The following is a 19,104-nucleotide window of genomic DNA, read 5'->3' as shown; positions in this document are numbered from 1 at the left end:
TGTCTTTTGACATTGCGGTAAAAGCTTGATTTGTTCAGATCGGATGAGAACGGGTATTTAAGAAGTATTGTGTTGAAAGCACGTTTTCATCTCTAATCTTGAACAATCAGGAGGCAATCACTATGGAAAATATCAAACCGATGCCCAAGGAAGAGGGGCTCGATCACAGCTTAAATGTGCTGCGCGAAGGTTATTTGTTCATTACCAACAGAACGATCGGCTTTCAATCTGATCTCTTCGAGACGCGTCTATTGGGGGAACGCGCCATCTGCATGCGCGGAGAAGAAGCGGCCAGACTATTTTACGATCAGGAGAAGTTTGTTCGTAGCGGTGCAGCCCCGAAACGCGTGCTCAAGACCCTGTTCGGTGAAGACGGTGTCCAGACGCTGGATGACGAAGAGCATCATCATCGCAAAGCGATGTTTATGTCCTTGATGACCAGAGAAGCTCTTGGCTGCATGAGGGAAATCACCCATAAACATTGGGAGCTTGCCGTGTGTCGATGGGAGTCCAGGGATAAAGTCGAGATCTATAAAGAAGCTCAGGAAATTCTGTGCCGAGTGGCCTGTGAATGGGCGGCTGTGCCGCTTCCCGAAGCGGAAGTGAAAGAGAAAACGGGCTGGCTAGCTGACATGATTGAGGCTACGGCAGCCTTTGGTATCAAGCACCGGAAAGGAAGAAATGCCCGGGCTAAAGCGGAAAAATGGATACAGGATCTCGTAGTTGAGGTACGCAGTGGAGCAATAGACCCGCAACAGGGCAGCACCCTGCATACAATATCCTGGCATCGCGATCTTAGGGGCGAGCTCCTGGACAAGAAAACCGCAGCGGTAGAGATTCTGAACATTCTTCGCCCCATCGTAGCGGTCGCCATTTACGTGTGCTTTACTGCCTTAGCTGTCATTCAGCAGCCCGAAGAGCGTGACAAATTGATGACGTCTGACGAGAAGCAACTCAAGAAATTTGTCCAGGAAGTCCGGCGATTCTATCCCTTCTTCCCCTTTGCGCCTGCGCGTGCACGGAAGGATTTCAACTGGAACGGATATGCATTTGACAAAGGCGTGCTCACGATCCTCGATTTATACGGAACGAATCATCATCCCGGTATGTGGGATCAGCCGGAGCTGTTCAAGCCGGATCGTTTCGACGATTGGAACGGCAGCCCCTTTAGCTTTATCCCTCAAGGAGGCGGAGACCATCATACGGGACACCGCTGTGCCGGGGAGTGGATTACGCTTGAGATCATGAAGGAAAGTCTCGACTTTCTCGCAAACAAGATGAGTTATGAAGTGCCTGTGCAGGACGTAAGCTTCAGCTTTCACGATATGCCGTCCCTTCCTCACAGCCGTATCGTCATTCGGAAAGTCAAACCGCTGCATTAAAACGGCAAGGTTATGCGGTAGTCAGGTGGCAAGTGATTCAATACGCCTGACCCGGCTGCCGCAGCTTTTATAGAGACATGATATATATCCTCTCTATCAAATTTTCACAAACCTCTTCCCTCGCTCAATGATCCCAAGCTCTCTTCGCAAATTTAAGCTTGTACACCTTGCCATCTGCATGTCACAATAAACTAGAGACTGTCAGCATGGACCTATGCATCTATGTAGTTTCGCTTACAAGTTCTCAGCTGCCCCTGCAATTACAGCGAGGTGGTCGCACAATCAACCTATTTTTGAATTGGAGGACCGTAATCATGAAAACGATGAAGCTTGGAAGCAGTTCACTGGAAGTACCTGTTGTAGCCGTGGGTTGCATGCGTATAAATTCGCTGGAAAAAGCGGAAGCCGAGCGTTTCGTGTTATCCGCACTGGAAGAAGGCGCTAACTTCTTCGACCATGCCGACATATACGGCGGCGGAGCGTGCGAGGAAATTTTTGCCGATGCGATACATATGAATGCAGAGGTCCGCGAGAAGATCATTCTGCAATCCAAATGCGGGATTCGCCAGGGCATGTTCGATTTTTCCAAAGAGCATATCTTGAATTCCGTTGATGGTATCCTGAAAAGACTCAAAACCGAGTATCTCGATGTACTCCTTCTGCACCGTCCGGATGCGCTGGTTGAGCCAGAAGAGGTGGCTGAGGCATTCGATAAACTCGAAAGCTCCGGTAAAGTGCGTCATTTCGGCGTATCCAACCAGAATCCGATGCAGATCCAGCTGCTGAAAAAAGCAGTGAAGCAGCCGCTCGTGGCCAACCAGCTGCAGCTTAGCATCACGAACACCACCATGATTCAAAGCGGGATCAACGTCAATATGGAGAATGACGCCGCGGTTAACCGCGATGGCAGCGTACTCGATTTCTGCCGACTTCACGATATTACGATTCAGCCTTGGTCTCCTTTCCAATACGGGTTCTTTGAAGGCGTATTCCTTGGAAGCGACAAGTTCCCTGAGCTTAATGAGAAGATCGATGAGATTGCGGAAAAATACAATGTAACCAACACCACGATTGCCATCGCATGGCTTCTACGTCACCCTGCACACATGCAGCCGATCATCGGGACGATGAATATCAGTCGCTTGCATGACTGTATTAAAGCCGGCGATGTAACGCTCACCCGCGAAGAATGGTATGCCATTTACCGTGCGGCGGGCAACATCCTTCCTTAAGGCCACTTCAAAACAGCCTCCTATCGTCTATGATAGGAGGCTGTTTTCATTATATTGCCGCGTTTTTTGAAGATGATGATGGTTTGCGCTTGTTCACCGCGCTTAGACAAATAGGGATCATCACCAGTGACAGTAAACCTCCAGCAATGGAAAGCGTACCGTAACTGGTATTGGCAACCACCATACCGGATAAAGCGCCGCCCGATGCTCCCGCCAAAGCAATCAAGACATCCACTGTTCCCTGCGTTCTGGCGCGGGCGGATGGATGGGTTGCATCGATGATGAGCGCCGTTCCGCTGATAAATCCAAGGTTCCAGCCCAGCCCCAGCAGAGCCAGCGCCGTTATGATCAGCGCCATGGATTCGGCGGGAGCCGCAGCAGCTAGAATCCCGGAGCTCAAGAGCACGACGCCCGAAGCGATGGACATGCTGATGCGGCCGATTTTATCCACAAGAAAACCTGTGATTAACGAGGGCAGGTACATCGCTCCGATATGAATGCCAATCACCAAACCTACTGCTCCTAGATCATGTCCGTGATGTTTCATATGGACAGGCGTCATGGTCATGATTGAGACCATGACCACCTGAGTCAATATCATCACGCAGGCTCCAACCATGATCCCCCGTTTGTTTCGTTGTGATCCGTTCACCGTGCCGGCAGAAGAATCACCGGAAATTTTCATTTTAACTTCCTCAATTGCTTGGGCTATCGCATAAGGATCCGGGCGCAGGAATAATAGCAGGATCAGGCCTGCCAGAATAAAAGCCACCGCCGCCAAAATAAACGGTCCGGCCAAGGCAGGAATCCCGAAGGATTCGGCAACGTTCCCCATAACCTCCACCAGATTCGGACCCGCAACGGCACCGAAGGTGGTGGAAACCATCGCCATGCTGACCGCTCCTGCACGCTGGGAAGGTTTAGCCAAATCCGTACCTGCATAACGAGCCTGCATATTCGTTGCGGTACCTGCACCGTATATCAACAACGAAGCGAATAACAGATAAATATTGTCATAAACGGCAGCCAATATGACTCCGATCGCGGCAATTCCACCCGCCAGGAATCCGGCAGCCAAACCCGGCCCTCTTCCATATCGCTGGGTAAGCCGTCCAATATACCAGGCACCCAGTGCAGAACCGACCGTTATAAGAGCAGCAGGGATTCCTGCAAAGCTGTCCGTCTTGAGCATATCCTGTGCCAGAAGCGCACCGACCGTCAATCCTGCGGCCAGACCAGCCCCACCGAATATTTGCGAGAGGATCACAACGATGAGGGTCTTCTTATACAGCTTGTTCTGCAAGTCGGGCGAATCGATGTAAGATTGAATATGGGATTGCCGCTTCGTGTTGGTTTCAGCAATATCCTGATCATGGGACATGGACATTCTCCTTTCATGTGCTACCAAACAGAATACCATAAACCTTCCTACGATAAGAGGAAAATTTCATTTGTCTGTCCATATAGAATCTGCCAACCAACCTGCAATCTGCCGTGCGCTAACCGAAACAAGAACGTATTATCAGGGCTTCGCAATGCTCCGCCCCGTCTGTCTCCCCGTGAACAGGCAGCCTCCGAGAAACATTCCCTCCAATGCGCGGTATCCGTGAACGCCCCCCCTCGAATCCCGCGGCGTATAATACTTTCCGCTTTCATATAGTGTATGCCTTCCCTGTGCTGCAAACCTGTTTCACATCAAAAAAAGTGAACCCCATGTGGATAAGGGTTCACTCCTATTGTCAGCGTATTTGCGTTTCGTTTCGTTTATCCTGTTCGTTCCTCCGCCTCCGAAGCCAGTTTCAGGAGCTGATCCCTCACTCGCACAACTTCGCCAATGATCAGAAGCGCCGGATTCTTCACGTTCATAAGAAGAGCGATCTTGTGGATGGTTCCGAGCGTTCCCGTTATGGTTCGCTCCTCTGCCCGAGTCCCTTGTTCAACGATAGCTACGGGAGTCGACGACGGCTTGCCATGAGCGAGCATCTCCTTGCAGATATCGTTCATTCTGCTAACGCCCATGTATACCACTAGCGTATCCACACTGTGAGTCAGCAAGTCCCACCTGACGCCCCGCTCATTTCCATGGCAGCTCGTTCCGCTGACAAAAGCTACCGAAGTGCTGGCTCCACGGTGGGTCAGAGGTATCCTAGTGGAGGAGGCTGCGCCCAAAGCCGAGGTAATGCCGGGCACGATCTCAAAGGGAATGCCTCGTGCAGCCAATTCGCACGCCTCTTCGCCGCCTCGTCCGAAGATCAGCGGATCACCTCCCTTGAGCCGGACGACATCATGACCTGCAAGGGCATAGTCTATCATGTTCTCGTTAATCCTCTCCTGCGGAACGGAATGGCTGCCGGGTGCCTTACCGCAGTATACGAGCAAAGCATCCTTCTTCGCATAATTCAACAGCTCATCGTTCACCAGTCGATCGTACATAATGACGTCCGCTTCCTGAATACGCCGAAGGGCTTTCAGCGTGATCAGCTCCGGATCTCCCGGACCTGCGCCAACAATATACACCATGCCCGCCCTCATCGTCTTTTATCGACCGGAACCGCTGTCGCCTCCATAACTCTGAGTCCATGATGGACCTTCCCAATCGGGTTAACCTCGCTGCGGTTTCCGAATCCGAAATGGGATAAGTACAACATCGCCCCGGTAAATACCGCTCCGCCAATAAAATTACCTATTAATACGGGAATTTGGTTCCAGAGCCACCAATCGGCCAAGCTGACATCCGCCCCGAGCATCATGCCCGCCGGTATCACAAACATATTTACCACGGCATGCTCGAAGCCTTGACCGAAAAAGACCAGGATGGGCAGCCACATCGCAACGATTTTCCCTATCGTTGAACTTGACGTAAACGCCATGACAACGCCTAGCGTCACCATCCAGTTGCAGAGCATAGCTTTGATCACCACCAGCAGCATGCCGCTCACGCCCAGTGCCTTATAACCGAGTGTCTTTGCTTCACTGGTGTCGATGATCATCTGAACAAGCGGATGACTCATATCCGTCCCCATCCTGGTCGCGGTAAGTGTATAGAGCCCCCCATAAATCAGACAGCCTATCACATGTCCGAGAATGACCCATCCGTAATTTGCAAGCATAGAGGCACCTGAAGCCTTCTTTTGCAGGACGGCTAATGGCAAGAGTGCAAAGCTTCCAGTTACCAGCTCTAAGCCCAGCAGTACAATCATCACAAAGCCAACCGGAAACAGGAGCGCGCCTACCATCGGGATATTCGTTTGGTCCGAAGCGGTAAAAGCTAGCGTGGTGGCGCACGCCAGGATGGCGCCCGATAACATGCCGCGGATGAGCATCTGCGAAGTCTTCAGCCGGGCTTTCGCGGCTCCGGCCTCGATCAAGTCATCCATTACCTGATTCGGTTTTACATAATCCATCTCGTGCACCCCCTCTAATGAATCAATCACTCACCTATTGAAATGCCTCTGAAATTACAGCAATTCGGTAACTGGTTCGCGTCAAGCCGTAAGATCCTGCAGGTAAATCGCGCCGCTTACCGGATCAACTTCAACCTGGTAGGTGTTAACATGACCCGTATCCGGCTCTTGAACCCGCCCGCTGCATAGATCGATCTTCCAATCATGCAGCGGACAGTGCACCTGCTTCCCGCACACCATGCCCTCCGAAAGCTTTCCTCCTTTATGCGGGCACTTGTTCTCCACAGCCAGAATATCTCCATCCGATAAACGGAACAGCGCGATTTCCGTTCCGCCGACCTCAATGGTCCTTGAACCCTTATGATCAATTTCGTTTACATATCCTACATGAAGTTTCGTCATCATTGGATTCCCCCTATTTCGTCACTGGTTCAGCATCAGGCAAAGGCACGAAGTTTTTACGAAGTCCGCTGTCCGACGTAATTTCCTTCCATGGATCCTGCTGCTTGCTTAAAGCCAGCTTTATTCTCGAGAAGAGCGCGACGCGGTCCTCCATCTTCTCTAATGCTTTTTTCACATGATCCAGGCCTACTCGCTCGATCCAAACCGATGTACGCTCATTCCACTGCGCGTTTTCCCGATAGTATTGGATAAATGCCCCGGCCCATTCGAGCACCTCATCTTCCGTCTTCACGATGCACAATAACTCCGTAGCCCGAACATGAACGCCTCCATTGCCGCCGACGTGCAGTTCCCATCCACCATCAATCGCTACGACTCCAAAATCCTTGATGGTCGCTTCTGCGCAATTTCTAGGACATCCGGAAACCGCAAGTTTCACTTTGGCTGGGGTGCTCAGCCGCTCAAACTCTTTCTCCAAGCGTACGCCCATGCCTATGGAATCCTGGGTGCCGAATCGGCAAAACGTGGACCCCACGCAAGTTTTAACCGTACGGAGCGCTTTACCGTAAGCATACCCGGAAGGCATATCGAGTTCCTCCCACATCTTCGGCAGATCCTCCTTCTTGACGCCAAGCAGGTCGATCCGCTGTCCGCCTGTAATCTTTACCATCGGCACATCGAATTTTTCCGCAATCTCCGCGATTTTCTTTAGCTCCGAAGGCGACGTCACCCCGCCATATATTCTGGGAACGACGGAATACGTGCCGTCCTTCTGAATGTTGGCATGATAACGCTCGTTCGTGAAGCGGGATTCCTTCTCATCGACGTAGGTTTCCGGAAACAGCATGCCCAGATAGTAGTTCAACGATGGCCGGCATTTAGAACATCCCTCCGGATTCTCCCATCCCAGCACATTCATCACTTCTTTGACGGTTCCAAGTTCAAGACGGGTAATTTCTGCGATAATTTCATCCCTTCCTAGCGAAGTACACCCGCATATCCCTTCTTTTACGGGTTCCCCTGCTGCATCTCCGGCGTATAACTGAACCAGTCCCTCAACAAGAGGTTTGCAGCCGCCGCAGGATCCCGATGCTTTTGTACAAGCTTTAACGGAAGCAACGGTGTTGCAATTTTTCGTGAGAATGGCATCTTTTATCGTTTCTTTCGACACGCCGTTACAACCGCAAATGATCTCATCATCCGCTAGCTGAGCCAGCCGCTGTTCCGCCGATACTGCACCTGCATTACCCGTAAAGCCTAACAGAAGCTCCTTCTCCCGGCCCTTGATGGATTCGCCGCTTTTCATGAGCGAGAACAGCTTTGGCCCGTCTCCCGTATCGCCGAACATAACAGCTCCGATGAGCTGGTCATCGCGGATGACAATTTTTTTATATACACCTTCAACTTCGTCCTGGTACCGCATCGACCTGGATCCTTCCGGGTCTGCAAAATGACCTGCCGAGAATACATCTACACCGGAGATCTTCAATTTAGTAGATAGTACGGACCCGCCATAACCACTTGTCTCCACACCTGCCAGATGCTTGGCGAGCACGGCTCCCTGCTCGTAGAGCGGAGCGACAAGCCCATACGCAATCCCACGATGCTCGGCGCATTCACCGACCGCGTAGATCCCCGGGATGCTCGTCTCCATATAGTCGTTCACGATAATACCCCGGTTGACTTCAATTCCCGCGGATTGTGCCAGCATGACGTTGGGCTTGATCCCGACAGCCATGACAACCAGATCCGTTTCAACGCGCGTCCCATCCGTGAAGCGAAGCTCCTTGACCCGCTTTCGGCCCACAATGGCCTCTGAATTTTTACTAAGCAGGAACTTCATGCCTTGGGCTTCCAATTCCAGCTGCAGCATTTTCGCTGCGGTCTCATCTAATTGCCGTTCCATGATATAGGGACTAAGGTGAACCACTGAAACATCCATCCCGAGATGGAGCAGTCCTCTTGCTGCTTCAAGACCAAGCAATCCTCCGCCGATGACCACGGCTTTCTTATATTTTTTGGAAGTCTCCACCATAATCTCGCAATCCTTAATATCCCGAAAGGCGATAACTCCCTCCTTGTCTGCGCCAGGTAGAGGAAGCATAAACGGATTCGAACCGGTTGCGATGATCAATGAATCATACTCGGCCGCAGCTCCTTGATCGGAGTACACTTTACGGTTCTTGGTATCGATCCGGGTTACGGTGTGGCCGCTATATAGATGGATGTTATTCTCTTTGTACCAATCCCAATCGTTGATTATAATTTCCTGCATGTCGGCTCCGCCTGCAAGAACGGAAGACAGCATAATCCGGTTGTAATTCGGATGCGGCTCAGATCCGAATATCGTGATTTCATACGCCTCAGGCGTAAGCTTAATCAAATGCTCGATTGCCCGTACCCCTGCCATACCATTCCCGATCATTACTAACTTCTTTTTTGTCATGGTTTGCGCTCCCCTCCGTCTAACACCTTTGAATATACTTGTTGATTCATCAGAAGCCTTACAGAAACCAAAATAGCCTGCATTCGCTCCAGTAGAGTAGGCACACTCTTACCGGAACGAAAGCAGGCTTCTTTGCCGCTAATGGGATACACCGTTGTATCCGAAATTTAAAGTTCTTGAGGGAAATATACAATACCCTCGTGCCAACTGTCAACATATTTGACATGAAAAGAAGAAAATTAATTAAATATCGACATCCACCTGTGATATATGTTATATAATTTAACATATTATCTATTTTTACTGACAGCTTATATCTGACGGATATCATTTATGAAAGGAGCGTCAATCCATGCGTTCATTGCTGGTTATCCACCATCCGGTCCCTGCTTCAGAGCGAAGTGACACAGATGCCAGGGCGCTTCTTCCGGAGTTTATCCTTCGTTCTTATGGATACAAGGTCCTCCTTGCCCGAAGTGAGAAGCAAGCGCTGGCTGGAATCATGGAAGCAGACGGAACGGTTCTCCACCTCCCGGTTGCCGCAATCAAATCGTGGTCCAATACCCTTGAACAACAAAAGCGCGTTCCGGTTCTGTGGTGGTGCAGCGATCATGCCGCTTCGCAATCTCTCGAAGCATGTGAGGATGATGTTATCATTGATGGACTTTTATTTCCCGCCATGAAGGAGCATGAGCTGCATTGGACGCTGCATTTTAGCTCCAAGCATTTTTACGAACGAGAGCAGTGGCATAACGAAAGAACGCAGCTCCTTGCTCGCATTGAAGAGCGTAAATGGATTGATATGGCCAAAGGCATTCTATGCAAGATGAAAAATATTTCGGAATCCGAAGCATACGATGTCCTGCGCAAACAGGCGATGAATGAAAGAAAAAGAATGGTGGATGTCGCAACCTCGATCGTCAAGTTGTATCAATTGCTGCAGGAGACCGGTTCAGGAGGTGCAAAAAAATCATGATCCACTTATTAAAAGAAGTCGGCCGCGGCAAGAGGGGCGCGCGTGACCTAACTTACGAGGAAGCGCTGCAGGCTGCAGAATCGATTCTCGGATTGCAGGCAACCCCTGCTCAGATCGGTGCCTTTTTCATTGCGGAACGCATCAAAATGGAAAGCGTGGAAGAATTGGAGGCATTTGTGCAGGTTTGCCGTGAATATGCGGACCGTTCGTTTGTACATGAGGGTGTAGACTGTGCAGGACCTTATGATGGCAGAAAGTCCTCTTTTTTCTCTACGTTAGCCACCGCGTTTGTACTGGCTGCTGCTGATCTGCCTGTCACTCTGCATGGAACCGCATCACTGCCCCCGAAGTGGGGGATCACATTATCAGATATACTCGCGGAGAAGGGGATATCCGGATCGTTACTGGCAAAAGAATCATGCATCCGTGCAGCCCATCAATCTGGCGTATTATATGTACATGCTGAGGAATGGTGTCCCCCGCTTAAGAATCTTCGCCCGATCCGGGAGGAGCTCGGTATGCGGACCGTGCTCAATACGGCCGAAAAGTTTGTGGATTACGCCCATTCCCCTTTCCTAACTTTCGGCGTATACCATAACACGGTCTTTGACCGTTTAAGCCGACTGATCCTAAAACTCGGTTATCGGAAAGCGATCATCATTCAGGGAAGTGAAGGCTCCGATGAACTGTTCATTCACCGGCCCACGCGGACTTACCGGGTTGAGAACGGTGAAGCCAGCCTCCATATCATCGATCCGGAAACTTACGGACTTGATACGCCCGTTCCGGACATAAGCTGGACACCCGCCGAACAGGCTGATGTTACAGAACAGGTTCTGCAGGGCAAAGCGGACATCGCTTTTATGTACCAGGTTCTGCTGAATGGAGCTGTACGTTTACAGTTGGCGGATAAGGTCAGATCCGTTGAGGAAGGGATCTATACTTGCAAGGCACTGCTGGATTCGGGTAAACCGTGGGAGTTATACGACAAATGGTTGTCCCTGCTTTTAGAGCCTGTCCCACATGATGGTTGGACCTCGCCAATCGTCAGACAGGTTTCTCATTAATACAGAAGAAACCCGCACCGGGCAAGCGGTGCGGGTTTCATTTAATACCTATTAAACTCCAAATCCAAATCCGAATGCAGAAACGATGATGACCAAGAGAATGAAGAGTACCAGTACTGCTCCAACGGAACCATATCCTCCGCCATATCCACCAACTTCACCCATTGTTCTAACCTCCTTTACTTTTCCGAACACAACATCCTATGCTCGATATTTCAAAGAGCTTAGACTATAAAGAAATAAAATAAAAACAGACTGGCGTTGAGTCAATATGAATATGGACTCTTAAGAATAACTTATTTCGCAATCATTTTCTTGGCATAGTTCAGCACATCCGATTTGGCGCTCTCCGCCCAAATGCTGTACCGGATCTGCTCGTTCGGTTTCTTCTGCGGTACAGGCGTTCCGCCCATTGGACAACCCATACCTCAAGTATGAATCGTTTTGATGTAATGTCGATCTTTTCTTGTATCAGTAACGAGGTCTTCGAACGTCTGGATGATCCCCTTCTCGCTTATATACCTGAAGGCATATGCTCCTGCCATAAAATATATTTTTAATTATATATCTTATCATCTAAGATGAAATCACAGAAATCAATGGTTAAGGCCGAAGAGGTATCGGCCCATAATGCAGTAAAAATAAAAGGAGGTTATTCGCAATGTCCAACATCCAGGAAAATCACAAGGTATTAGAGGAGCAGGAAGGTCGCTTCATTAGACAAACGATTGCCGATATGGAATCGGCATTTAATCAACATGATGCCGATGCCTTGGACCGTCACTTTACCCAAGACTCCACCTGGGTCAATGTGATGGGGGAGATGCTCTCAGGCTGGGAGCAAATAAATAACGCACATAAAGTTGTTTTAAAAGGGCCGCTTCTTCATTCATACGCAAAGTATTTCGTTGAGAAACTTGTATTCTTACGCCAGGATGTGGCCATCGCGCATATACGACAGTATCCGGCTACATCGAAGGGGGAACTCATCGAAGACGGGCAAGGTAGCTTGGCAATCTATGTGATGGTCAAGGATCAAGACACATGGCTCCTTGCTGCGGGTCAGAATACTTTAATCCAGTCGCACCGTAAAGGATAACCACAATAAGAGTGAGTCTATCATCCATGCAGCTTAAACAACATTTCCCATATTAAAACCCAGATTCTCGATCATAGGATCGGGGACCTGGGTTCAGTCAGTGCATCTATTGGTTCATACGGTTTTGAACAGTTAAACGGTGCAATTTCTTAACTCCGTCGAAATCGTTTTTTTCCGGCGATAAGCAGTCCACCCGCAATAATGACAACCGCCGCGCCGACCCAGATCCATGGATTCGTACCCGCTTCTTCCGCTGCAACCACATCGGCTTCAGCCGCATTCGCTCCATAGAGAATCGCTTGCTCTCCTTCCACCACCTGAACGATATCACGTCCAAACTTCGCATAAAGGAATTCTGCATGCTGTTCATTGTATGGTGTAATGCCAACCTCAACCTTATCACCGACCACCCCCGTGTGAGTCACAGTAAAACCCTGTGCGGAAAGCTCTTCTTGACCTGCACCGGCAACATATTCGTCAATCTCCGCTTGTTTGTTAGTCAGATGATCTTCCGCCGCGGAAGCCAAGTGCGAGGATGTTGATACCGCGCTATCCGGCGCAGCCAAGGCAGAACCGGCCCCAACTACGAGCAAAGCGCTGCCCAACAGCAGTATCTTGCCCCAATGCTTCATATTTACCTTTTTCATATCTCATTACCTCCTGATTTTTCTGTATGATCGATTATGGATCTGGATTCATAACCGGTTCCATGGACCGGGCAATTTGAAGGGCTTCCTCTTGACTCACAAGACCTGAGATCATAAAGTGAATATGATCTGTGTACCAATGGAGCTGAACATTAGGAACCATCCCTCCGTTGTCTTGAATCGGCTCGCCTCTGATCAAATAGCCTTCGACACCGTTCAAGTCCACTTTTTCATCGAAATACTGGGGCATATTCACTTTGTCATCTTTGTTTACAAACAAACCGAATGAACGGTCGCCTGCTGTGTAACTGATTACCGCTTCCGTAGCTGCCTCTTCTTTCGGACCTGTTACCGAAATTTGATGAAGGGAGAAGCCCTCCGGAAGATAGGACGGAATACGAAGCTTATCACCAAAGGCTTGCCTTGCCTCATCATAGCTGCCGAGAATTCGTAGTTCGTTATTCGAAATACCCGGCGGATTCTCGATCGGGGCATCAGGACCAGGATCTTTTAGGAGCGCAGGTGGCTCCTGCACAGGAGGCGCTCCCGGAGTTTTAATGAAGTTAGGCTCAGCGAAAATGAGGAGTAATCCGATGAGCGCAGCAGCGACTGCTGCTCCGGCGAACCATGGATACCGTCTTTTTTTCGTTCTTCGCTCCTGATTCTCCAGCTGCTTTCGTTCTCGTTCTGCAAGCTGCTTTACCTTCTCTTGCATATCCGTATCGAAGTGAAGGGTTCCTAACAGGAGGTCATCCGCTTCGTTTTTTATAAGGTCCCGAAGTTGGTCGTCCTGGAATGTCATTGTGCGAGTCCCTCCTTTGCCAGGTATTCGCCAAGAAGCTCTCTTGCCCGGTGAAGCCTTCCGCGAACGGTCCCTTCCGGTGCTCCGGTAGCTTCCGCGATTTCACGAGTTCCCAGGTCAAGATAGTAATACAAGTAAATAACCTCATGATAATGAACCGGCAGTTCGGCAATATATTTAAGAATAGTTGTTTGATCTAGGCGCTCCATGGCTTCCTCCTCCACACTGCGGAGTGCGGAGCTTTCCAGCAGCAGCGGGTCCGTCGGTTGCTCTTGTGTCATTTTTAAACCCAGTTTATCCCGGCATGCATTAATTGCAATCTTCGTCAGCCACGTCTTCACACTGCTCTCCCCCCGGAATGATGTCCAATGGCGAAAAGCCCGCAGGAAAACCTCCTGGCTAACGTCCTCCGCTAAATGTCGATCACCTAGGTAGAAGTAGGCTGTACGCAGTATGGAAGTGCCATACTCCATCATGAATTGCTCCAGCGCCAGGGAGGGCTCAGACGGAAATCTTGATTTGTCGTTAGGGCCGGCCGGCCTTGCCATCTGTTGACCACCTCCATACCCTTTAGACGGCTAAACTCTCCATTCCGCTACATCAATGGCAAAATAAAAGTTTAAAAGCTGAAGAATGCCTGACAAGGTAACCAAAAAAACAACCGATCGTAATCGACCGGTTGGACTTTCCCTCAAACTTTACTTCAATGATGCCAGCGATGAGTTAAACTGAAAGATCAGCTTCTCATTATCGTCCCTCGCAGCCACAAATTCCTGCACGCGTGAGCCCGAAACATAGTTGTCCATCGTCTTTCTCCAGAATGCCTGCGCCCGCTCATCTATCGGTGGCATTCGTCTGGACTTCCCAGCTGCCGGGATGCTTGTCGAAGACTTGTGATGCAGCATTCTCTGCAACATGTTTGCCTCGGAAGGGTTTCATAACAAAAAACTCATTCATGTAAAATTCACTGCCATATGTGTATGGCGGGGTTGCTACCAGAGCAAATCCTGCCGGGATGCCATCCACTCGAATCAGGTAAGGATACAAAATCGTTGGCTTCTCCCACCATATATCAAAAACTTGATTCTGGTCATTCAAGGTTTTTGTGTCATCTTCCTCATAGACGCCATATCGATTCGGCTTCCATCCCCATATCCCTGATAAATCATGCAAATACAGCGGATATATATTATTAATGATAAATTTGGTGGAAGAATCGGTTAACTCCACGGTAACTTTCATATGCTCTCCTCCGTTCTAGACATAACCCAAACTCTTGAAATACTGCATTTTGCGATCTATAAAACCTTCATCATAGTCGGCAAAGCCTGCAAACTCCGAATCTTGAAAACATAATCCAAAGAGCCAAAGCTGCCGAATGGCAACAAAAACAGGGACAGCGGCTAGATCATTTTCGCTGAGGGATCTAATAATTTTCACAACGCTACCGATCTCATAATGATGTTGGATATGTAACCCTACCGCTTGCTTGGATAGAAGCGAGTAGGTGACAGGAAATAAACTCAAATCATATCCCTCCTTGCACTCAAGGGTATCATCCTCAACCAACGCTTACATATAGGCTGTATGATTATAATTATTTTTTATATAAACCGCGGTACGTCGTCATCACAAAAAAAAAAGCAATAAGCTCTGTCTTCTTCCGACAGGCTTACTGCTTAAAATCCATTTCGTCTCTAATCATGATTTCTTTGTAAATCCCATAAGCTCTTTCACATGCATTGTATTTTCCAAGGATGTCAGCTTTTCCAGTAAAGTGAATGCCACTTCAAAAGCCGTTGCCGGGTTGCATGAGGTGATCAGGTTTCCATCCACAACGATCTGCTCATCCACGACATGGGCACCGAATTCCCGCAGCTGCGATTTTCGGATGCTGGTCGGGTGATCATACGTCGTGGCTTTTCGTCCCTCCAGCACGCCGGCTTTGCCAAGCGTAAGAGCTGCAACGCAGATTGTGGCAATCCACTTGCCCTGCTCATGAAATTCCCGAATGATCTTGGAGAACCTGGAGTCGTATCCATCGTTATAAAAGCCCGCTTCCTCGAACCCGCCAGGAATCGCCAGAGCATCGTAATCCTCCACCTTCACCGAGTCCAGCGTGACCTCGGGAATGACGGTAAAATTCCACGTGCATTTCAATCTGTCATGCAGTCCCGCGGTCACGACCTGGGTTGTCCCGTCTCCCTCCAGGTTGTTCCACCCCAGTACATCCGTAAATACACTCGCTTCCACAGCTTCAAATCCATCCGCCAACAGCAAAAGCACTTTTTTCAAAAGCCATCCTCCCCGTCCTTGTCACTCTATATGATCTTAAAGATATCCCGATCTTTCGGATTGTGTTCTATCTTACTATACTTATCTCTAAATTCAAAAGAAAAATAAATAAAAACAAACAAAAAAAGCAGTCCGATGACTGCCTCTTTTGGTTCAATAGCCTGCATATCCAAACAGATGAATTACTGATTTAAATCGTATAACCCAGGTGCATGCTCGTTGGCCAGCTCAGGCATCACAGGTAACGGGAACCCCTCCGGAGGTTGAACCACTTGCAGTTCCCCGCCATTTCTGCTTGGGGTTTGACCGCTAAAGATTTCGCCGATTCGTGTATCATCCAGCCTGAAGTTGAATTGTGCGTTATGGAAGCCCATATCTACGTATTTTTGACACTCCGGATATTTATGGATGTCATAATTCGGAACGGGGAATATTTTACCCCATTCAACGCCCAGCGTCTCCAGCGCTTTGGCAAACGCATTTTGATGCGCGTTATCCCGTACAATCAGGAAAGCCAACGTTTCACGGAAGGTTTTGTTTGTGCTCATCTCATAGATTCGCGTTTTTTGGAGCACTCCCGTTGATTCGAGCACGACATTATCAAGTAAATTACTAACCAAATTTCCGTGATCGTACACGTAATTACCCTGCCATGGGTTTCCTGCGGCATCAACAGGCAAAGAACTTTGGGCCCCCATAATGAAGTGATGCGGATTCGCATGCTTAATCGCTTCATTCAGCGGAGCACCGTCCGTTCCGGCATTACCTGCGCCTTCTGCGCCCGCGCCTGTCAGCAGCTGGTTTATTGTATGTTGAACCAACTCGACATGGCTTATCTCCTCCAAGAAAACGCCACGGATCAAGTCACGGTATTGAGTTGCGTTCCCTCTGAAATTATTGCTTTGGAAAAAGAACTGCATCAACGTCCGCATTTCGCCGAATCGGCCGCCTAACGTTTCCTGCAGCACTTTTGCAGCTGCTGGATCGGGTTTATCCGGAACGATCAGATTGATCAGATCCTCTTTGTAAAAATACATGTAACGTCCTCCCGCTTCCTCAATATTGTCACGAATCCAGTTTGCGCTAATGTCCCATTTCCCATGCATCCGCACCTTCAGACAATGATTTCCTCGAAAAATGCCTGTACCTGCTTCGAAAGAATTAAAAGATACTCTCCTGCACATAATGACTCTGTTTGTATTAAACACAAAAGGAGAGAACAACTTGGGAATTCTAAGCGGCAATCCTAAAAATGAGCCTATGCATTATGGTGAAATCTTCAGTGTATGGGAAACGTCCATGATGGCAAAAGGCATGGTTTCCTGCTACGAGGCTTATATGAGTCACGCAGGCGATAAAGATCTCAAAAAAATGCTAAAAGATCTGCTGGATCAAGCAAAACTTGAGATTAAAGAATGTGATGAACTGCTTACAGATAACGGAATCGCCCCTGCACCGGGACTTCCCGAAAGACCCCCGGCCAAACTTGAGGATATTCCAGTAGGTGCAAGATTCACAGATCCTGAAATTGCAGCCAAAATCGCTGCTGATACATCACTCGGACTCGTATCATGCAGTAAAACCATGGGGATGTCCATCCGGGAGGATGTTGGAGCCTTATTCGCTAAATATCATCTCACCAAGACGGCGCTGGGTGTGCGGATCCTCCAGATGAATAAGGAAAAAGGCTGGCTCATTCCTCCTCCTCTTCAAATCAAGAGACCTGAAGAAAAATAGCCCAAAGCACAAAAACACGCTGATCTCCGATGAGGTCAGCGTGTTTTTTCTTTGTTTAAAATTTGTTAATCACAGATTGGCCTTGCCGAAACTCAAGCCCGTTGTTTTTGAACAGGCTCGTGGTCCCGAAGGAGCCACATGTGGTAGAAATATTCAAAGATACCGGCTAACACCGTAATCAGCAAGATCTCCGGTAAGGTCAAGGTCCAGTTCGCCGATTCGCTGATAATCCACAGCATGACGAATACCAGTCCCGCATCTCCAATGGTAGCCATCATGTTATTCGTCCTCGGCAAAATTAAAAGATCACCCACCAGATAAGCAACAATCCCGATACCCAAAGCAGCAATAACCGCTGATGCAAACGTAGCATTCGATAGACCGACTAGGATTGCCGTAATCATAACACCATGCACCAGAAGCTTAACTAGTAATTTCTCCATTCGGATCACTCTCCTTATCCTTAATGTTATCCCTCTTATCATTTATTACCTAATTTTATCCTTTCTACATTTCCCTCCGACTTTATCCTTTCGTTCATTTCGAACGCCAGATATCATTCCATGGTCGGAGACAGGCTGCATGGACAATTTACCGGTTTGTGCTTGATTTCTCCCAATCAGAATCATACCTATAATGACCAGGAGTCCTCCGCACCACTGCTCCCAGCCGGCCGTTTCCTTCAATATAATGACCGAGAGCATTAAAGCGGTGAATGGCATCATCCCCGAAAAAGCTGCGGCCGTTGAAGCCTGACACCGCTTGATGCCGGCATACCAACAAATAAAAGCCAGCGCCGTTACAATTGGTCCATACCATACCAGAGCCAACCACTCCTTTAGCCCGATCGCTGATAGTGAAGCTGCGGGGTTCTCAAACCATGAAGGAACCAGGCAGAGCATGAGGGCCAGTGCAGAGACCAATGTCGTTTGGACTATAGGATGAATATTCTCATCGTATGTCTTGTTTTGCTTGACTGAACTGATCCGAGACAGGATGTTAAAGTAAGATTCACTCGCTGCTGCGCAGAGGACTAGCGCGTTACCCCATATATGATGAAGGGAAAATGAAACATCCGATGAAAATAACCCCTGGATCACGATAATGCCTCCCACCGTACTTAGAACACCTACTAGCTTGGTGCGGTTCATCGATTCTTTCAGCAGCATGCCGGCCAGAATAACGGTAAAGGCAGGCGTGGCACCCGTTAAGATTCCGGCTTCAGCAGAACTTGTATGTTGTAGGCCGTACAGTAAAAACATCCGAAACAGAAACATTCCAAATAACGCCTGGAAGAATAGAATTCTCCACTCTCTTATCGATAAACGACGGACCGTCTTCATCAGGTTCCTCAGGCACAGCGGCAGCAAACACAGAAGCGCAAAGAACAAGCTGACTGCGGTAATGGTGAAAACCCCTAATCTTTCGTTCAAAAACCAACCGGTAATAACCGAAGTGCCCGCAAGTGAAAATGCGCCCAACAGATACAACATCCCTTTCCAACGCTCCAAACAATCACATCCCCCAACCATCCTAGGACTAATAGACATTGATATATGCTACAATCATAGAGTGTGAACTGGTATGGATAAAGTGCCAGTTAAACTAGAATTTA

23 protein-coding genes are annotated in these 19,104 nt (G+C 48.8%); 6 read left to right on the top strand and 17 right to left on the bottom strand.

The window, feature by feature from the left end; all coding sequences use genetic code 11:
- Window positions 1-122: 122 nt before the first annotated feature.
- Together MKX98_RS13840 and MKX98_RS13835 are read left to right on the top strand one after the other, a co-directional pair.
- The gene (locus MKX98_RS13840) at window positions 123-1,382 is read left to right on the top strand and encodes a cytochrome P450 (RefSeq protein ID WP_339223531.1); all 1,260 of its coding nucleotides are present in this window, start codon (window positions 123-125) and stop codon (window positions 1,380-1,382) included.
- 314 nt (window positions 1,383-1,696) lie between these two features.
- Window positions 1,697-2,614, top strand: a complete 918-nt coding sequence (locus MKX98_RS13835) for an aldo/keto reductase family oxidoreductase (protein WP_220685576.1) — start codon at window positions 1,697-1,699, stop codon at window positions 2,612-2,614.
- Between the two features lie 49 nt (window positions 2,615-2,663).
- Here MKX98_RS13835 and MKX98_RS13830 read toward each other — a convergent pair whose 3' ends face one another.
- From MKX98_RS13830 to nirB, 5 genes are all read right to left on the bottom strand, one after another.
- A complete protein-coding gene (locus MKX98_RS13830) occupies window positions 2,664-3,995 on the bottom strand; it encodes an MFS transporter (protein ID WP_339223528.1) in 1,332 nt (443 codons plus the stop codon).
- Between the two features lie 383 nt (window positions 3,996-4,378).
- The gene (gene cobA / locus MKX98_RS13825; RefSeq protein ID WP_259445324.1) at window positions 4,379-5,134 is read right to left on the bottom strand and encodes a uroporphyrinogen-III C-methyltransferase; all 756 of its coding nucleotides are present in this window, start codon (window positions 5,132-5,134) and stop codon (window positions 4,379-4,381) included.
- 8 nt (window positions 5,135-5,142) lie between these two features.
- Window positions 5,143-6,018: a formate/nitrite transporter family protein gene (locus MKX98_RS13820; protein ID WP_220685579.1), complete on the bottom strand. Its 876-nt coding sequence runs from the start codon at window positions 6,016-6,018 to the stop codon at window positions 5,143-5,145.
- Between the two features lie 81 nt (window positions 6,019-6,099).
- Entirely contained in the window at window positions 6,100-6,420 is a 321-nt protein-coding gene (nirD, locus tag MKX98_RS13815) for a nitrite reductase small subunit NirD (protein ID WP_220685580.1), read from the bottom strand.
- 13 nt (window positions 6,421-6,433) lie between these two features.
- Window positions 6,434-8,866 (bottom strand): nitrite reductase large subunit NirB, encoded by a 2,433-nt coding sequence (nirB, locus tag MKX98_RS13810; protein ID WP_339223525.1) that lies wholly within the window; start codon window positions 8,864-8,866, stop codon window positions 6,434-6,436.
- Between the two features lie 352 nt (window positions 8,867-9,218).
- Between nirB and MKX98_RS13805 the strand changes: the two genes are divergently transcribed.
- Together MKX98_RS13805 and MKX98_RS13800 are read left to right on the top strand one after the other, a co-directional pair.
- Window positions 9,219-9,842: an ANTAR domain-containing protein gene (locus tag MKX98_RS13805; RefSeq protein ID WP_216531281.1), complete on the top strand. Its 624-nt coding sequence runs from the start codon at window positions 9,219-9,221 to the stop codon at window positions 9,840-9,842.
- Window positions 9,839-10,909, top strand: a complete 1,071-nt coding sequence (locus tag MKX98_RS13800; protein ID WP_220685582.1) for an anthranilate phosphoribosyltransferase — start codon at window positions 9,839-9,841, stop codon at window positions 10,907-10,909. Before MKX98_RS13805 ends, MKX98_RS13800 begins: the two co-directional genes overlap by 4 nt.
- 51 nt (window positions 10,910-10,960) lie before the next feature.
- On the opposite strand, the gene MKX98_RS13795 is transcribed toward MKX98_RS13800, so the two are convergent.
- On the bottom strand, window positions 10,961-11,074 hold the full coding sequence (locus tag MKX98_RS13795; protein WP_194542276.1) for a sporulation protein YjcZ: 114 nt from the start codon (window positions 11,072-11,074) through the stop codon (window positions 10,961-10,963).
- A gap of 131 nt (window positions 11,075-11,205) precedes the next feature.
- Window positions 11,206-11,334: a hypothetical protein gene (locus MKX98_RS13790; protein ID WP_339223522.1), complete on the bottom strand. Its 129-nt coding sequence runs from the start codon at window positions 11,332-11,334 to the stop codon at window positions 11,206-11,208.
- Between the two features lie 236 nt (window positions 11,335-11,570).
- Here MKX98_RS13790 and MKX98_RS13785 point away from each other — a divergent pair, with 236 nt between their 5' ends.
- On the top strand, window positions 11,571-12,008 hold the full coding sequence (locus tag MKX98_RS13785; RefSeq protein WP_220685583.1) for an SgcJ/EcaC family oxidoreductase: 438 nt from the start codon (window positions 11,571-11,573) through the stop codon (window positions 12,006-12,008).
- A gap of 149 nt (window positions 12,009-12,157) precedes the next feature.
- Here the strand turns inward: MKX98_RS13785 and MKX98_RS13780 are convergent, their stop codons facing one another.
- The 8 genes from MKX98_RS13780 to MKX98_RS13745 all read right to left on the bottom strand — a co-directional run bounded on the left by MKX98_RS13780 (window position 12,158) and on the right by MKX98_RS13745 (window position 16,789).
- On the bottom strand, window positions 12,158-12,655 hold the full coding sequence (locus MKX98_RS13780) for a hypothetical protein (protein ID WP_339223520.1): 498 nt from the start codon (window positions 12,653-12,655) through the stop codon (window positions 12,158-12,160).
- A 34-nt stretch (window positions 12,656-12,689) separates the two neighbouring features.
- Window positions 12,690-13,457, bottom strand: a complete 768-nt coding sequence (locus tag MKX98_RS13775; protein WP_194542271.1) for a DUF4367 domain-containing protein — start codon at window positions 13,455-13,457, stop codon at window positions 12,690-12,692.
- A complete protein-coding gene (locus MKX98_RS13770; protein WP_220685585.1) occupies window positions 13,454-14,005 on the bottom strand; it encodes a sigma-70 family RNA polymerase sigma factor in 552 nt (183 codons plus the stop codon). Before MKX98_RS13770 ends, MKX98_RS13775 begins: the two co-directional genes overlap by 4 nt.
- Before the next feature lie 150 nt (window positions 14,006-14,155).
- A complete protein-coding gene (locus MKX98_RS13765) occupies window positions 14,156-14,308 on the bottom strand; it encodes a hypothetical protein (protein WP_339223518.1) in 153 nt (50 codons plus the stop codon).
- On the bottom strand, window positions 14,292-14,699 hold the full coding sequence (locus MKX98_RS13760) for a GNAT family N-acetyltransferase (protein WP_339223516.1): 408 nt from the start codon (window positions 14,697-14,699) through the stop codon (window positions 14,292-14,294). The genes MKX98_RS13765 and MKX98_RS13760 overlap by 17 nt, the downstream gene beginning before the upstream one ends.
- Window positions 14,700-14,714: 15 nt before the next feature.
- Window positions 14,715-14,984: a hypothetical protein gene (locus MKX98_RS13755; protein WP_339223515.1), complete on the bottom strand. Its 270-nt coding sequence runs from the start codon at window positions 14,982-14,984 to the stop codon at window positions 14,715-14,717.
- 174 nt (window positions 14,985-15,158) lie between these two features.
- Window positions 15,159-15,752: a DJ-1/PfpI family protein gene (locus MKX98_RS13750; protein WP_220685586.1), complete on the bottom strand. Its 594-nt coding sequence runs from the start codon at window positions 15,750-15,752 to the stop codon at window positions 15,159-15,161.
- A gap of 182 nt (window positions 15,753-15,934) precedes the next feature.
- Entirely contained in the window at window positions 15,935-16,789 is an 855-nt protein-coding gene (locus MKX98_RS13745; protein ID WP_071224205.1) for a manganese catalase family protein, read from the bottom strand.
- Between the two features lie 187 nt (window positions 16,790-16,976).
- Here MKX98_RS13745 and MKX98_RS13740 point away from each other — a divergent pair, with 187 nt between their 5' ends.
- Complete coding sequence (locus MKX98_RS13740; protein WP_339223513.1) at window positions 16,977-17,489, top strand: DUF3231 family protein; 513 nt, start codon at window positions 16,977-16,979, stop codon at window positions 17,487-17,489.
- Between the two features lie 92 nt (window positions 17,490-17,581).
- Here the strand turns inward: MKX98_RS13740 and MKX98_RS13735 are convergent, their stop codons facing one another.
- On the bottom strand, window positions 17,582-17,932 hold the full coding sequence (locus MKX98_RS13735) for a DUF2512 family protein (RefSeq protein ID WP_194542268.1): 351 nt from the start codon (window positions 17,930-17,932) through the stop codon (window positions 17,582-17,584).
- 45 nt (window positions 17,933-17,977) lie between these two features.
- Window positions 17,978-18,982, bottom strand: a complete 1,005-nt coding sequence (locus MKX98_RS13730; RefSeq protein ID WP_339223510.1) for a DMT family transporter — start codon at window positions 18,980-18,982, stop codon at window positions 17,978-17,980.
- Window positions 18,983-19,104 lie beyond the last annotated feature (122 nt).

It is taken from the genome of Paenibacillus sp. FSL W7-1332, assembly GCF_037969785.1.
In the GTDB taxonomy this organism is placed as follows: Bacteria; Bacillota; Bacilli; order Paenibacillales; family Paenibacillaceae; genus Paenibacillus_AQ.
The sequence above is the reverse complement of the archived record's forward strand: the minus strand, read 5'-3'. Positions and strand labels throughout refer to the sequence as shown.